The sequence below is a fragment of the Micromonospora sp. RTP1Z1 genome (assembly GCF_033804685.1).
GTDB lineage: Bacteria > Actinomycetota > Actinomycetes > Mycobacteriales > Micromonosporaceae > Micromonospora.
This window is the reverse complement of the sequence record NZ_JAPFQV010000042.1, coordinates 15,893-31,265: the sequence shown is the minus strand read 5'-3', so window position 1 is coordinate 31,265 and position 15,373 is coordinate 15,893. Positions and strand designations below refer to the sequence as shown.

Here is a 15,373-nt window from a genome sequence, read left to right as displayed (position 1 = left end):
CGCCTCAGCGCTGATCGGGCGCGGCGGGCTGGTCCGGGTCACCGGAGGAAGCCGTCGCGGACCCTTCCGGGGCGGTCCCGGCCGGCTCGGTCGCGGCGGGGCCGGCGTCGGTCGTCGTCGCGTCGGAGCCGTCGGTCACCTCGGCCTGCGGCACGGTGGCCTCCGCCGGCTGGAAGTCGGTGGCCGGGTCCTCGGCCGGCTCGGCCTCGACCGCCGGCTCGGCGGACTCGGCCTCGGTGGTCGTCCCGGTCCGGGCCGCCTCCACCTCCACCTGGGCCGCCTCCGCGCCGCCGAAGAGCCGGGGCAGGGTCTCCGTGTGGGCCGCGCGCAGCTCGTCGAGGCCGATCCGGAACTGGCCGTGCACCTCGAGGGCACCGCCGGCCGGGTCGGTGACGCCGATGAACTCCCACGGCACCCCGCGCTCGGCGCAGAGGGCGGTGAACGCCTTCTCGTGCCCGCGCGGCACCGACACCAGGACCCGCCCGGCGGACTCGCTGAACAGGAAGACGAACGGCATCGAGCCGCCGCCGAAGTGCTCCGGCACCGCGATCCGGGCACCGACGCTCCGCCGCAGGCAGGACTCGACCAGGCTCTGGGCCAGACCGCCGTCGGAGAGGTCATGCGCGGAGCTGAGGTGCCCCACCCGGGCCGCCTCGGCCAGCAGCTCGGCGAGCTGCCGCTCGCGGGCCAGGTCGACCTGCGGCGGGATGCCACCGAGGTGCTCGTGGGTCACCCAGGCCCATTCCGAGCCGGAGAGCTCCACGTGCGTCTCACCGAGCAGGAAGAGCTGTTCGTGGTCGCCGCCCGGCCGCGGCACGAAGCCCATCGGCACCCGGTCCGCGACGTTGTCCAGCACGCCCAGCACACCGACCACCGGGGTCGGGTGGATGGCCGCCGCGCCGGTCTGGTTGTAGAAGCTGACGTTGCCGCCGGTCACCGGGATGCCCAGCTCCAGGCAGCCGTCCGCCAGGCCGCGAACGGCCTCGGCGAACTGCCACATCACGCCCGGGTCCTCCGGCGAGCCGAAGTTCAGGCAGTTCGTCACGGCGATCGGCTTCGCGCCGGTCACCGCCACGTTCCGGTACGCCTCGGCGAGCGCCAGCTTGGTGCCGTGGTACGGGTCGAGGCGGGCGTACCGGCCGTTGCCGTCGACGGAGAGCGCCACACCGAGGCCGGTCCGCTCGTCGATCCGGATCACGCCGGAGTCCTCCGGCTGGGCCAGCACGGTGTTGCCCAGCACGTACCGGTCGTACTGCTCGGTGACCCACGTCTTGTCGGCCAGGTTCGGCGACGCGATCATCCGCAGCACTGTCTCCCGCAGCGCCTCCGGGCTGTTCGGCCGGGGCAGGGTCTCGGCCCGGTCCGCCTGAAGCAGGATCAGGTCGGCCGGCTCGCGCATCGGGCGGGCGTAGACCGGCCCGTCGTCGACCAGCGAAGCCGGCGGGACGTCGACCACGAGATGGTCGCGCCAGGTGATCAGCAATCGGCCCGGCTGGCCGTCCGGCGCCGGCGGCGTGACCTCACCGATCGCGGTGGCGAGCACGCCCCACTTGTCGGCGGTCTTGAGCACCGCCTCCAGCTTGTCCGGGGCGACGACCAGCAGCATCCGCTCCTGGGACTCGCTGGCCAGGATCTCGTGCGGCTCCATCGAGGGCTCGCGCAGCGGCACCCGCTCCAGCCAGACCCGCATGCCGGTACCGGCCGAGGCGGCGGTCTCGGTGAGCGCGCAGGTCAGCCCGGCGCCGCCGAGGTCCTGGATGCCGACGACCAGCTCGGCGTCGTACAGCTCGAGGCAGGCCTCGATCAGCAGCTTCTCGGTGAACGGGTCGCCCACCTGGACCGACGGGCGGCGCTGCTCGCTGCCCTCGTCGAAGGTGGCGCTGGCCAGCACCGACACGCCGCCGATGCCGTCCCGGCCGGTCTTGGCGCCCATCAGCACCACGATGTTGCCGGGGCCGGTCGCGTCCTTCTTCTGCAGCCGGGTGACCGGCAGCACGCCGAGGCAGAGCGCGTTGACCAGCGGGTTGCCCTGATAGCAGGGGTCGAAGACGACCTCGCCGCCGATGTTCGGCAGGCCGAGGCAGTTGCCGTAGCCACCGATGCCGGCGACCACGCCGGGCAGCACCCGGGCGGTGTCCGGGTGGTCGGCCGCGCCGAAGCGCAGCGGGTCCATCACCGCGACCGGGCGGGCGCCCATGGCGAGGATGTCCCGGACGATGCCGCCGACGCCGGTCGCCGCGCCCTGGTACGGCTCGACGAAGCTCGGGTGGTTGTGCGACTCGACCTTGAAGGTCACCGCCAGCTCGTCGGAGACCTGCACCACGCCGGCGTTCTCACCGATGCCGGCGAGCAGCCGGTCGCTCGGCGGGGCCTTCTCGCCGAACTGGCGCAGGTGAACCTTGCTGGACTTGTAGGAGCAGTGCTCGCTCCACATGATCGAGTACATGGCCAGCTCGGCCTGGGTGGGCCGGCGGCCGAGGACGTGCCGGATCCGGTCGTACTCGTCGTCGCGCAGGCCCAGCTCGGTGTACGGCTGGAGCTCCTCCGGGGTGCCGGAGGCGCGGGGCACGGTGTCCACGCCGAGATCCCAGTCGCCGGCCGGGGAAGGGCCGGCGGTGCGGCCGGCGTCGGCCGGGCGGCCCTGCGGCACCACGGCGGCCGCACGCGGCTCTGCCGGGGCGGCCGGGAAGGCGCCCGGTGTCTCCCGTACGGCCGGGTCCGGATGGGTGGTCATGACCTCTCCTCGCTGCGCTCGCCGCCGTACCGGCGGGTGAGCCGACCGATGAACCCGCGCACGGTCACGCCGGCGCCCCCACCAGGTGCTTGAGCACCGAGGTGAAGAAGCCGAGACCGTCGAGGGAGGGGCCGGTGAGCGCCTCCACCGCGTGCTCGGGATGCGGCATGATGCCGACCACGTTGCCGGCCTGGTTGGTGATCGCGGCGATGTCGCGCTGCGAACCGTTGGGGTTGCCGCCGAGGTAGCGGGCGACGACCCGACCCTCGGCCTCGAGCTGGTCCAGCGTCGCGGTGTCGGCGACGTAGCGGCCCTCGCCGTTCTTGACCGGGATCAGCACCTCCTGGCCCGGCTGGAAGGCGTTGGTCCAGGCGGTGCCGGCGGACTCGATCCGCAGGATCTGGTCGCGGTTGCGGAAGTGCAGGTGCTGGTTGCGGGTGAGCGCGCCGGGGAGCAGGTGGGCCTCGCAGAGGATCTGGAAGCCGTTGCAGATGCCGAGCACCGGCAGGCCGCCCCGGGCCGCCTCCACGATCGTCTCCATCACCGGGGCGAACCGGGCGATGGCACCGCAGCGCAGGTAGTCACCGTAGGAGAAGCCGCCGGGGAGGACGACCGCGTCCACCCCGTGCAGCTCCGGGTCGCCGTGCCAGAGACGCACCGGCTCGGCGCCGGCGATCCGGACGGCACGGGCCGCGTCCCCGTCGTCGAGCGAGCCGGGAAACGTCACCACACCGACCCGGGCGGTCACTGGTGCGCGTCCGCGGTCTCGTCGGTCTCGACCAGGCGGACGGTGAAGTCCTCGATGACCGGGTTGGCGAGGAGGTTGTCGGCGATCTCCCGGGCCCGGTCCAGGTCCGGCTCACCGGTGAACTCGATCTCGATCCGCCTGCCGATCCGGACCGAGGCGACGTCGCTGACGCCGAGCCGGGGCAGCGCGTTTGCGACGGCCTGGCCCTGCGGATCGAGGATCTCGGGCTTGAGCATGACGTCGACGACGACGCGAGGCACTGGGCACTCCTGACTGTGTACGCAGTTTGGGTGCCGACCCACAATCGGGCGAGCGCAGCCAGCCTACCTGGCAGATACCGTCCCGGCCGCACCGGCCGGGCGCAGTCCAGACACTGATCAACATAACCGGCGGAGAGCGGGCCGACGCACTGTCCGGGCGGCCGCGAAACCTGCCCGCACCAGGCGATTCACAGCGCAACAGGTGGCCAGATTGTTACATCGGCAGTGGTCGCGCCACCGCATGTCGCACGCCCCGCAGGCCCCGGAGGACATCGGTGGGGTTCCATGCGGCCGGCTCCGTCGGGGAGATCGGGGCGACGACCGGGCGGACCGGGCCACGCACCCGCTCCGGCGAGGCATGTCCCGCGGTGTCGACTCCCGCCGCTTTCGGGACCGATCATGCCTTCTCGGACATCCGGCACGGCCGTGGCAGGGGACCGCCCGACTGGCCGATGTCCGACAGTTCCCGCCGTACGGGCATCCCACAGCCCACCCGACCCCGGCGCGACGTTTTGCAGCATCCGATCAGGTGAACAACCCTCACGAACGGCCCGCTCCCCACCTGACAGCATCGGAACGTGCTGGTCGTGACGACGGATCAACTGCCCGGCTACGAGATCCGCCAGATCCTCGGCGAAGTGGTGTCCTCGATGGCAAGGACCCGGAACCCCTACCGCGAGGGCGTCAAGAACCTGCGCGGTGGCGCGTACGACCCGATGGCGCCGGACAACCTCACCCGCTGGCGTACCGACTCGGTGGCCCGGCTCGGCGAGGAGGCCCAGCGGCTCGGCGCCAACGCGGTGATCGGCATGCGCTTCGACAGCCGGGACTGCGGCGAGATGTGGATGGAGATCTGCGCGTACGGCACGGCGGTGATCGTCGTACCCAAGATGCCGGACGTCATGCCGGCCGACCAGCCCATGGTGGCGGCGGAGACGGCCCACGAGCCGGAGATCGCGTCGGCCCCCGGCGGCATCGCCGAACCCGCGAGCGCCCCCAACCTCAGCTCCGCCGCCGAAACCCCCACCCGCGACTCCTGACCCCGCCCTCGCGCCGCACGCCCGCACCCAGCCGCGTGGGTCAGAGGATGGGGGGTGGGGAGTAGACGGCGGCGTCGGGGTGGGCGGCGACGACGTCGGCGATGCGGGCGGTGATGCGGTCGACCTGACTGGCGGCGGCACCGACGAAGGCGTTGCGGTCGGCGACCAGGACGTCGATGTCGGCGCGGCTGAGACCCAGGCGCCCGTCGGCCGCCAGGCGGTCGAAGAGGTCGTTGTCGGGGGCGCCCTTCTCCCGCATGGCGAGGGCGACGGCGACCGCGTGCTCCTTGATCACCTCGTGCGCCACCTCCCGGCCGACGCCGCGCCGGACCGCCGCCACCAGGATCTTGGTGGTGGCCAGGAACGGCAGGAAGCGCTCCAGCTCCCGGTTGATCACCGCCGGGTACGGCCCGAACTCGTCCAGCACGGTGAGGAAGGTCTGGAACAGCCCGTCGGCGGCGAAGAACGCGTCCGGCAGGGCCACCCGGCGGACCACCGAGCAGGAGACGTCCCCCTCGTTCCACTGGTCGCCGGCCAGCTCACCGACCATCGACAGGTAACCCCGGATGATCACCGCGAAGCCGTTGACCCGCTCGGAGGAGCGGGTGTTCATCTTGTGCGGCATCGCGCTGGACCCGACCTGACCCGGCTTGAAGCCCTCGGTGACCAGCTCCTGGCCGACCATCAGCCGGATCGTGGTGGCCAGGCTGCTCGGCGCCGCCGCGGTCTGCGCCAGCGCGGAGAGCACGTCGAAGTCCAGCGACCGGGGGTAGACCTGGCCGACGCTGTCCAGCACCCGGCTGAACCCGAGGTGCTCGGCGACCCGGCGCTCCAGCTCCGCCACCTTGCCGGCGTCGCCGTCGAAGAGGTCGAGCTGGTCGGCGGCGGTGCCGACCGGGCCCTTGATGCCGCGCAGCGGGTAGCGGCCGATCAGATCCTCCAGCCGCTCGTACGCGATCAGCAGCTCCTCCGCCGCCGACGCGAAGCGCTTGCCGAGCGTGGTGGCCTGCGCGGCCACGTTGTGCGACCGGCCGGTCAGCACCAGGCCGGAGTACTCGTGGGCGTGCCAGGCGAGCCGGGCCAGGGTGGCCACCACCCGATCCCGGATCAGCTCCAGCGAGGCCCGCACCTGCAGCTGCTCGACGTTCTCGGTGAGGTCCCGGGAGGTCATCCCCTTGTGCACGTGCTCGTGCCCGGCGAGCGCGCTGAACTCCTCGATCCGGGCCTTCACGTCGTGCCGGGTGACCCGCTCACGCGCCGCGATGGAGGCCAGGTCGACGTCATCGACCACCCGCTCGTACGCCCCGACCACCCCGTCCGGCACCGGCACGCCCAGGTCCCGCTGGGCCTTCAGTACGGCGAGCCAGAGTCGCCGCTCCATGTGCACCTTCTGCTCCGGCGACCAGAGCGCGACCAGTTCGGGCGAGGCGTACCGGTTGGCGAGCACGTTCGGGATCGTCGTCACGCGCCTCATTCTCCCGTACACGACGTCCGCCCCTGGACAGGGTCACCAACGGATACTGCGGGTGCTCGCCACGAGATGGGAGACGTGGATGGGAAAGATCATGGTGGACGTCGCCCGACGGCCGGATCCCACCGCCCACCGACGCCCGCCGGAGATCCGTCCCCGGCGGGCGTCGGCGTTTCCACGTGCCGGTCGAGCCGAGTAGTGACGAGTGCTCCGTCTGTCCGTTATGCCGGCCGGGGCCGTGGGACACCCGCTGCCCGGGCATGATGCCGGTCAACTGGCTCTCGGCCTACGCCGATCCTTCCTCCTCCACGGAGGACCCTCCTCCCTTCAGGGGACCACATGCGTACTCCCTTCCTCGCCGGGTTCGCCGCCCTCGCAGTCACCGGCGGCTCCCTGCTCTCCATCGCGGCTCCCGCGCAGGCCGCCGACGCGGCCGTGCTCTACGTCCGCCAGTTCTCGACGGCCTGCTCGAACACCGGGCCGGGCACCCTCGCGGAGCCGTTCTGCGCGGTCGCACCGGCCGCTGCGATCGTCACCGCCGGCCAGACCATCGACGTCGGTCCGGGCACGTACCGGGAACGCGTCATCGTCGCCAGCTCCGGCACGCCGGAACAGCCGATCGTGTTCCGCAGCAGCTCCTCGACCGGCGACGCCTATCTGGTCGGCCCGACGGCGGGCCTCACCATCGACGGCCAGCACGACATCACCATCCAGCGGTTCCAGGCCACCGGCGCGACTGAGTTGCCCGCGCTCGACCTGCGCAACGCCTCGGGCGTCACCGTCGACGGCGGTGGCTTCAGCGTGGCTGACGGTTCCACCGCACCGGTGATCCGGCTCACCGGTGTCACCCAGTCGTCGATCACCCGCAGCTACGTCGGCGGGCCGAGGATCAGCGACGGTGTCGTCCTGGACGAGGCCACCAGCGGAGTCAGTCTGGCCGCCATGACGGTCAACGGCGCTCCGTCCACCTCGATCGCCGTGCGGAGCGTCGGGATCCGGATCGCCGGGCACGACAACATGGTCCGCAACAACACCATCGAGGGCTTCACCGGTGCGGCCATCTCCGTCGAGTCCGGGTCGAGCGGCACGGTGGTGGTCAACAACCTGGTGAACGACGGCTTCGGCGGCGGGATCCACCACCACGGGGGCACCGGTACGGCGATCACCAACAACACGGTCCGGGGCCGCTGCCTCGACAGCATCCGGGTCGACGGGGCGTCCAGCGGCGTCTCCGTGCAGAACAACCTGCTCCGGTACGACACCGTCCTCGGGAACAAGAGCTGCCCGGGGGCGCCCGCGGACGCGGTGGAGATCGGCGTGTACGGGGACGCCACCCGGGACACGGTGGTCGACTACAACAACGCCGACCACTACGTCGCGTCCTCCCCGACGATCTACGCCTGGAACGCGCCGATGAGCATGGCGGCGTTCCGTGCCGCTTCCGGCCAGGCCGCGCACGACCGGGAGACCGCCGACCCGAGGGCCGGATACGACTCGGCGAACTCGGCCGCGCCCGGCTACCCGGAGAAGGACCGGTCCGGTACCGCCCGGGTCGACGACCCGGCGATGCCGAACACCGGCGCCGGACCCGTGACGTACGCCGACCGCGGCGCGGTGGAGACGATCCGCGGCCCGCAAGCCCGGCTCGCCGCGACCCTGGACCTCGCGGCCGGGTCGGTGACCGCCGACGCCTCCGCCTCGGAAGCGGGCGTCGCCGCGATCGCCTCCTACCGATTCGACTTCGGGGACGGCACCGTCGTCACCCAGGACACCCCGGTCGCCAGTCACCAGTACGCCACCCGGGGTAGCTTCGGCGTCTCGGTGCAGGTCGTCGGCACCGACGGCCGGAAGAGCAGCGTCAGCCAGCCGGTGAGCGTGCTGCCCCGTACCGGCACCCTCGGGCTGCTCACCCTCTCCGGCCTGCGGTACGTCGGCCCGATGGCCGCCGTTCCCTGGCCGTCGCTGGCTGCGGACCACCCGTCGCTGGACGCGACCAGCCAGTTCGACCTCGCGGACGCGGGCAACGGTCAGGTCGCGCTCCTCGCCCGCACGAGCGGGCAGTACGTCACGGCCGACACCGCCGGCGTCGCCGCGCTGAACTGGCAGGGCACCGCGGTCACGATCAACCAGCGGTTCACCCTGGTCAGCAACGCGGACGGCACAATCAGCCTCAAGTCCGCGGCCAGCGGCCGGTACGTGACCGCCACGGCGAACATCACCACGCCGCTGATCGCCAACGCCACCACGATCGGGGCCAACCAGAAGTTCTACCGGGTCAACGTCGCGGACGCCGGTCGATCGTTCAAGGCGCGGGCCAACAACCGCTACGTGACCGCCGAGAGCGCCGGCGTCAAGCCACTGATCGCCAACCGCACCAGCGTCGGCCCCTGGGAGCGGTTCGACCTGGTCGACCTCGGCAACGGGCAGATCGCCCTGTTCGCCCGCGCGGACAACCGCTTCGTCACCGCCGAGAGCGCCGGCGCCAAGCCACTGATCGCCAACCGGGCCAGCGTCGGCGCCTGGGAACGGTTCACCCTGGTCCGCAACGCCGACGGCACGGCCAGCCTCAAGGCGGGCGTCAACAAGCGCTACGTCACCGCGGAAAGCGCCGGCACCAAGCCGCTCATCGCCAACCGCACCTCGATCGGACTCTGGGAGAAGTTCACCCTCGGCGCCTGATCCTCACCGCAACGACCGACGCCCGTCCGGGTACGACCCGGGCGGGCGTCGCCGTTTCCGCGAAGGCTCAGCGCTCCAGGATCGCCGTCACACCCTGCCCGCCCGCGGCGCAGATGGAGATCAGGCCGCGCCCGCTCCCCTTCTGGTCGAGCAGCTTCGCCAGGGTGGCGACGATCCGGCCGCCGGTGGCGGCGAACGGGTGCCCGGCGGCCAGCGAGGAGCCGTTGACGTTGAGCTTGTCCCGGTCGATCGGCCCGAGCGGCGCGTCCAGACCCAGCCGTTCCTTGCAGAACTCCGCCGACTCCCACGCGGCCAGGGTGGCCAGCACCTGCGAGGCGAACGCCTCGTGGATCTCGTAGTAGTCGAAGTCCTGCAGCGTCAGCCCGGCGCGGGCCAGCATCCGGGGCACCGCGTACGCGGGGGCCATCAGCAGCCCCTCGTCGCCGTGCACGAAGTCGACCGCGGCGGTCTCGGACCAGCTGAACCAGGCCAGCACCGGCAGGCTGTGCTCCCGCGCCCACTCCTCCGAGGCCAGCAGCACAGTGGAGGCGCCGTCGGTGAGCGGTGACGAGTTGCCCGCGGTCATGGTGGCCCGCTCGGCGTCCGGGCCGCGGTGGCCGAAGACCGGCTTGAGCGAGCCGAGCTTCTCCAGGCTGGTGTCGGCGCGGAGGTTCTGGTCCCGGGTCAGCCCCAGGTAGGGCGTCATCAGGTCGTCGAAGAAACCCTTGTCGTACGCGGCGGCGAGCCGCTGGTGCGAGCGGAACGCCAGCTCGTCCTGGGACTGCCGGTCGACGTTCCAGCGCAGCGCGGTCCGGGCCGCGTGCTCCCCCATCGACAGCCCGGTACGCGGCTCCGCGTTGCGCGGGATCTCCGGCTTGAACGGCTGGTGCGGGCGGAGCTTCGCGGCGACCTTCAGCCGTTCGCCGACGGTCCGGGCGGAGTTGAGCTGGATCAGGGTGCGGCGCATCTCCTCGTTGACTGCCAGCGGCGCGTCCGAGGTGGTGTCCACGCCACCGGCGATGCCCACGTCGAGCTGCCCGAGGGCGATCTTGTTGGCGACCAGGATGGCCGCTTCCAGGCCGGTGCCGCAGGCCTGCTGAATGTCGTACGCGGGGGTGCGCGGGTCGAGCCGGGAGCCGAGCACCACCTCGCGGGTGAGGTTGAAGTCCTTCGAGTGCTTGAGCACCGCGCCGGCGACCACCTCGCCGACCCGCTGGCCGGCCAGTCCGAACCGGGCCACCAGGCCGTCCAGGGCCGCGCCGAGCAGGTCCGCGTTGGACGCGTGCGCGTACCGGGAGTTGGACCGGGCGAAGGGGATGCGGTTGCCGCCGATGACCGCGACCCGCCGGACACTTTGCACGATCGGCCTCCTCGAAACTGTTGCCCGAACCCTACTCGCCAGTAGGCTACGCCCATGACCGACAGGTACGCGAGCTTCGTCCAATCGGGGGCCGGTCGCGCGCTGGTCAAGCGCCTCGGGCTGCCCGACCCGCCTCGACTGCGCCGGCACACGCCGGGCGACCCGCTCGTCCCCGGGCCGGTCCTGCTCGGCGCCTCGGCCGGTGGCCGGCTCGCCGAGCCGGCCACCAAGATCCTGGCCTTCGCCGGGGTCGAGCTGCGCGACCCGGCCGCCGCCACGGACGCCACCGCGCGCTACGCCGCCCTAATGTACGACGCCACCGGCATCACCGACTCCACCGAGCTGCGGCAGCTCTACGACTTCTTCCACCCGCAGGCGCGGGCGCTGCTGCCCAGCGGTCGGGTGATCGTGCTCGGCACCCCGCCCGGCGAGTGCGGCTCGCCGCGCGAGGCGACCGCCCAGCGCGCCCTGGAGGGGCTGACCCGCAGCATCGGCAAGGAGTTCGGCCGGGGCGTCACCGCCCAACTGGTGTACGTGACGGAGGCCGCCGATCCCGGCACCCTGACCAGCCTGGAGTCGACGCTCCGCTTCCTGCTGTCCGGGCGCTCCGCGTACGTCTCGGGCCAGGTCATCCGGGTCGGCGCCGGCACCGCACAGCCGCCGGCCGACTGGGACCGCCCGCTGGACGGGCAGGTCGTGCTGGTCACCGGGGCGGCCCGGGGCATCGGCGCCGCGCTGGCCCGGGTGCTCGCCCGGGACGGCGCCCAGGTCGTCGCGCTGGACGTCCCGGCCGCCGGCGACGAGTTGGCCGCGGTGGCGAACGAGATCGCCGGCAGCGCCGTCCAGCTCGACCTGACCACCCCGGACGCCCCGGCCCGCCTCGCTCGGCACCTCGCCGACCGGCACGGCCGGGTAGACGTGGTGGTGCACAACGCCGGCATCACCCGGGACAAGACGTTGGGCCGGATGGACGCCGACCGCTGGGACTCCGTCATCGACGTGAACCTCTCCAGCCAGGAGCGGATCAACGACGTGCTGCTGGAACGCGCCCTGATCCCGACCGGCGGCCGGATCGTCTCCGTCTCCTCGATCGCCGGCATCGCCGGCAACCGCGGCCAGACCAACTACGCCACCAGCAAGGCCGGTGTGATCGGGCTGGTCGACTCGCTGGCCCCGGCGCTGCGGGAACGTGGCATCAGCGTCAACGCGGTCGCCCCCGGTTTCATCGAGACCCGGCTGACCGCGCGCATCCCGCTGATGCTGCGCGAGGCGGGCCGGCGGATGAACAGCCTGTCCCAGGGCGGCCTGCCGGTGGACGTCGCCGAGACGATCGGTTGGCTGGCCTGGCCGGCGACCGGCGCGGTCAGCGGCAACGTCGTCCGGGTCTGCGGCCAGAGTCTGCTGGGGGCGTGATGGCAAGGCGGAAGGACCGGCCGGCCGACGGCCCGGCCGAGGACCTGTCGGTCCGCGAACTGATCGACGGCCCCACCCGGGACCTGTCGGGGCTCGTCGTCCCCCCCGACGCGACCCAGGACCTCGCCGCGCACGGGCCGGCCAGCGGATCGGCCGGCCGGGCCATGGTCGAGCTGCCCCGGATGCCGGCGGCCGGGGCGCTCTACCGACGCGCCCTGCTCGGCGCGCTGCCGGGCCTGGGCGGCCGGCGGAGCGACACGCTGCCCGCGGTCGAGCTGACCGTGGCCGGCGTCGCCGTGGACCGGGCGCACCTCGCCGACTACGACCGGGTCTGCGGCTTCCGGCTCGCCGACCGGCTGCCGGCGACGTACCCGCACGTCATGGGGTTTCCGCTGGCGTTGCGGCTGATGACCGCGCCGGACTTCCCCATCCCGCTGACCGGGGTGGTGCACGTGGCCAACCGGATCACCGTGCACCGGCCGGTCGAGGCCGGCGAACGGCTGGACTTCCGGACGTACGCGGAGAACCTGCGCCCGCACGACCGGGGCCGGCAGGCCGACGTGGTCCTCGTCGGGTCGGTCGACGGGGAGGAGGTCTGGCGCGGCGTCTCCACGTACCTCGGCAAGGAGCGCGGGGCCGGCGGTGCTGAGCGGCGCGACCGGGGTGACCGGCCGACCCCGCCGGCGCCCTCCGCGCACTGGCGGCTCACCCCCCGGGTCGGTACGGACTACGCGCGGGTCTCCGGCGACCACAACCCGATCCACACCTCGCGGGTGGGCGCGCGGCTGTTCGGCTTCTCCCGGCCGATCGCGCACGGCATGTGGAGCAAGGCCCACTGCCTGGCCGCGCTGGAGAGTCGACTGCCGGACGGTTACACGGTCGACGTGGCGTTCAAACTGCCGGTGCCGCTGCCCTCGACGGTGGCCTTCAGCGCCACCCCCGGCTGGGACTTCGCGCTGCACGACGCCCGGTCCGGCCGCCCGCACCTGACCGGCACGATCCGCTGACCCGGTGGTGCCGGGGACGCGGGCGTCCCCGGCACCCGCGGCGTCAGGCCGATGAGCACAGCGCGTTCGGTCTGGAGCTGGCGCGCTGGCTGCGCCGCCGCGCCCGCTCCCGCGCCGCCGCCGGCCGCTGATCGGGGGTGCCGTCAGTCGGCGGGCGGGCGCCAGGTGACGCCGTGGACGAGCTGGGCGGCGCCGAGCCAGGCGACATTCATCATCCGGGTGGCGGTCTTCTCCGGGTCGGCCTCGGGGTGGTCGGCGAGCCAGTCGGCGAGCGACTCGGTCGCCCCGACCAGGGCGTACGCGACCACCTCCAGGTCGGTCGGGCCCACCTCGCGCCCCTCGGCGCGCAGCGCGTGGTCCAGCATGCCGGCGACCACCTCGACCAGCCGGCCCCGCATAATGGCCAGCTCCCCGGCGAAGGGCTGCTCGCCGCGGGCCTGGCGGTAGAGCACGGCCCATCCGTCCCGGTGGGCGCCGACGAAGCCGAAGAAGGCGCGCAGGCCGCGCCAGAGCCGCTCGTCGGCGGGCAGGTCGGGGGCGGCGGCCCCGGCGATCGCCTCCATCATCCGGGTGCCCTCGCGGTGCAGGCAGGCGACGAAGAGCTCCTCCTTGCTGCCGAGGTAGGCGTAGACCATCGGCTTGGAGATGCCGGCGTCCTCGGCGATCTCGTCCATGCTGGCGGCGTGGAAGCCGCGGCGGGAGAAGACCTTGACCGCGGCGTCGAGCATCTGTTGCTCCCGGACGGCCCGGGGCAGGCGCTTGAAGGAGGGAGTGGTGGACACCCTTGCGAGCATACCTACTCGTGCGTAAGGTTACGCGAGAGTAACCAAAGTCGGCCCGCCCGAGAGGTGTTTCCCCCCATGACTGACTTCGACCCGGCCAACTTCGCGAACGTCGGCCCCAAGGAGTTCGCCCAGCTGGTCAAGTCCACCCCCGACGACAAGATCGCCGAGGTGATGTCCGGCGACTCGCGCGGCAAGATCCTCAGCGAGGTCTTCGGCCGGATGCCGTCGCTGTTCCGCCCGGAGAAGGCCGGCGCCACCAACGCGGTCATCCACTGGAACATCACCGGCCGCCCCGACGGTGGCACCGACACCTACGAGGTGGTCATCGACAACGGCACCTGCACCGTCAACGAGGGCGCCACCCGGGACCCGAAGCTCAGCCTCACCATGGGCCCCGTCGAGTTCCTCAAGATCGTCTCCGGCGGCGCCAACCCGGTGATGATGTTCATGACCGGCAAGCTGAAGGCCAAGGGCGACCTGGGCCTCGCGGCCAACATCGCCAACCTGTTCAACATCCCCAAGGCCTGACATGGCCGAGTTCTCGCTCGACCTGAACGAGGAACAGCGGGATCTACGCGACTGGGTGCACGGCTTCGCCGCCGAGGTCGTGCGCCCGGCCGCGGCCGAGTGGGACGCCCGGGAGGAGACCCCCTGGCCGGTCATCCAGGAGGCGGCGAAGGTCGGGCTCTACGGCTTCGAGTTCCTCGCCACCTGCTGGGCCGATCCCACCGGCCTCTCCCTCCCCATCGCCAGCGAGGAGCTCTTCTGGGGCGACGCCGGCATCGGCCTGAGCATCTTCGGCACCTCGCTCGCGGTGGCCGCCATCTTCGGCGCCGGCACCCCCGACCAGCTCGTCGAATGGGTCCCGCAGTGCTTCGGCACCGTGGACGAGCCCGCCGTCGCCGCGTTCTGCACCAGCGAACCCGAGGCCGGCTCCGACGTCGGAGCCATGCGCAGCCGGGCGGTCTACGACGAGGCCACCGACGAGTGGGTACTCAACGGTCAGAAGGCGTACGCCACCAACGGCGGGATCGCCGGGGTGCACGTGGTCACCGCCTCGATCGACCCGTCGCTCGGCTCCCGTGGGCAGGCCGCGTTCGTCGTACCGCCGGGCACGGCGGGGCTGGCCGCGACCCGCAAGCTGCGCAAGCTGGGGCTGCGCGCATCGCACACCGCCGACGTCTTCCTCGACGACGTACGGGTGCCCGGGCGCTGCCTGCTCGGCGGCCGGGACGCCCTGCTGGAACGCCTCGACCGGGCCCGCTCCGGCCAGCGCGCCTCCGGCCAGGCCGCGATGCGGACGTTCGAGCTGTCCCGGCCGACGGTCGGCGCGCAGGCCCTTGGCGTGGCCCGGGCGGCGTACGAGTACGCCCTCGACTACGCCAAGGATCGGGTCCAGTTCGGACGGCTGATCATCGCCAACCAGGCGGTCGCGTTCGCGTTGGCCGACATGAAGATGGAGATCGACGCGGCCCGGCTGCTGGTCTGGCGCGCCTCGTGGATGGGTCGCAACAACCGGCCGTTCACCGCAGGTGAGGGCTCGATGTCCAAGCTCAAGGCCGGCGAGGTGGCCGTGTCGGTCACCGAGAAGGCGGTCCAGCTGCTCGGCGGCGCCGGTTTCCTGCGCGACCACCCGGTCGAGCGCTGGTACCGGGACGCCAAGATCTACACCATCTTCGAAGGCACCTCCGAGATCCAGCGCCTGGTCATCTCCCGAGCCATCTCCGGGATGCAGATCCGCTGACCGCGGGCCCGACCCGGGTGTCCGACGGGTGGGCAGGGCGAACGCCGGCTGGGCTCCCCGCCGCCGCAGGTGCATGATCGAGGCGACACGCTCGGCACGGAAGGGCTCCCCGGGGAGCCCTTCCGTGCTCCC

12 protein-coding genes are annotated in these 15,373 nt (G+C 72.5%); 6 read left to right on the top strand and 6 right to left on the bottom strand.

From position 1 onward, the window contains the following. Positions 1 to 4: 4 nt before the first annotated feature. The 3 genes from purL to purS form a co-directional block, all read right to left on the bottom strand. Positions 5 to 2,734 carry a phosphoribosylformylglycinamidine synthase subunit PurL gene (purL, locus tag SLP03_RS20605; protein WP_319462251.1) on the bottom strand — a complete coding sequence of 910 codons (2,730 nt, stop codon included), beginning with the start codon at positions 2,732 to 2,734 and terminating at the stop codon, positions 5 to 7. A 64-nt stretch (positions 2,735 to 2,798) separates the two neighbouring features. Beyond that, complete coding sequence (gene purQ, locus SLP03_RS20600) at positions 2,799 to 3,482, bottom strand: phosphoribosylformylglycinamidine synthase subunit PurQ (RefSeq protein ID WP_319462250.1); 684 nt, start codon at positions 3,480 to 3,482, stop codon at positions 2,799 to 2,801. Further along, a complete protein-coding gene (gene purS, locus SLP03_RS20595) occupies positions 3,479 to 3,742 on the bottom strand; it encodes a phosphoribosylformylglycinamidine synthase subunit PurS (RefSeq protein WP_319462249.1) in 264 nt (87 codons plus the stop codon). The genes purQ and purS overlap by 4 nt, the downstream gene beginning before the upstream one ends. Positions 3,743 to 4,320: 578 nt before the next feature. Here purS and SLP03_RS20590 point away from each other — a divergent pair. Next, a complete protein-coding gene (locus SLP03_RS20590; RefSeq protein WP_319462248.1) occupies positions 4,321 to 4,782 on the top strand; it encodes a YbjQ family protein in 462 nt (153 codons plus the stop codon). 40 nt (positions 4,783 to 4,822) lie between these two features. Here the strand turns inward: SLP03_RS20590 and purB are convergent, their stop codons facing one another. Then, complete coding sequence (gene purB / locus SLP03_RS20585) at positions 4,823 to 6,247, bottom strand: adenylosuccinate lyase (RefSeq protein ID WP_319462247.1); 1,425 nt, start codon at positions 6,245 to 6,247, stop codon at positions 4,823 to 4,825. Positions 6,248 to 6,592: 345 nt separating this feature from the next. On the opposite strand from purB, the gene SLP03_RS20580 reads away from it, so the two are divergent. Further along, positions 6,593 to 8,932 carry a PKD domain-containing protein gene (locus SLP03_RS20580; RefSeq protein ID WP_319462246.1) on the top strand — a complete coding sequence of 780 codons (2,340 nt, stop codon included), beginning with the start codon at positions 6,593 to 6,595 and terminating at the stop codon, positions 8,930 to 8,932. A gap of 67 nt (positions 8,933 to 8,999) precedes the next feature. On the opposite strand, the gene SLP03_RS20575 is transcribed toward SLP03_RS20580, so the two are convergent. Continuing rightward, entirely contained in the window at positions 9,000 to 10,292 is a 1,293-nt protein-coding gene (locus SLP03_RS20575) for an acetyl-CoA C-acetyltransferase (protein ID WP_319462245.1), read from the bottom strand. Positions 10,293 to 10,346: 54 nt separating this feature from the next. Between SLP03_RS20575 and SLP03_RS20570 the strand changes: the two genes are divergently transcribed. Beyond that, positions 10,347 to 11,705 (top strand): 3-oxoacyl-ACP reductase, encoded by a 1,359-nt coding sequence (locus SLP03_RS20570; RefSeq protein ID WP_319462244.1) that lies wholly within the window; start codon positions 10,347 to 10,349, stop codon positions 11,703 to 11,705. Between the two features lie 164 nt (positions 11,706 to 11,869). Next, on the top strand, positions 11,870 to 12,712 hold the full coding sequence (locus SLP03_RS20565; RefSeq protein WP_319462277.1) for a MaoC/PaaZ C-terminal domain-containing protein: 843 nt from the start codon (positions 11,870 to 11,872) through the stop codon (positions 12,710 to 12,712). Positions 12,713 to 12,855: 143 nt separating this feature from the next. On the opposite strand, the gene SLP03_RS20560 is transcribed toward SLP03_RS20565, so the two are convergent. Then, positions 12,856 to 13,494, bottom strand: a complete 639-nt coding sequence (locus SLP03_RS20560) for a TetR/AcrR family transcriptional regulator (RefSeq protein ID WP_319462243.1) — start codon at positions 13,492 to 13,494, stop codon at positions 12,856 to 12,858. A gap of 78 nt (positions 13,495 to 13,572) precedes the next feature. On the opposite strand from SLP03_RS20560, the gene SLP03_RS20555 reads away from it, so the two are divergent. Then, a complete protein-coding gene (locus SLP03_RS20555; protein ID WP_319462242.1) occupies positions 13,573 to 14,025 on the top strand; it encodes an SCP2 sterol-binding domain-containing protein in 453 nt (150 codons plus the stop codon). Position 14,026: 1 nt separating this feature from the next. Beyond that, entirely contained in the window at positions 14,027 to 15,241 is a 1,215-nt protein-coding gene (locus SLP03_RS20550) for an acyl-CoA dehydrogenase family protein (protein ID WP_319462241.1), read from the top strand. Positions 15,242 to 15,373: the final 132 nt, after the last annotated feature.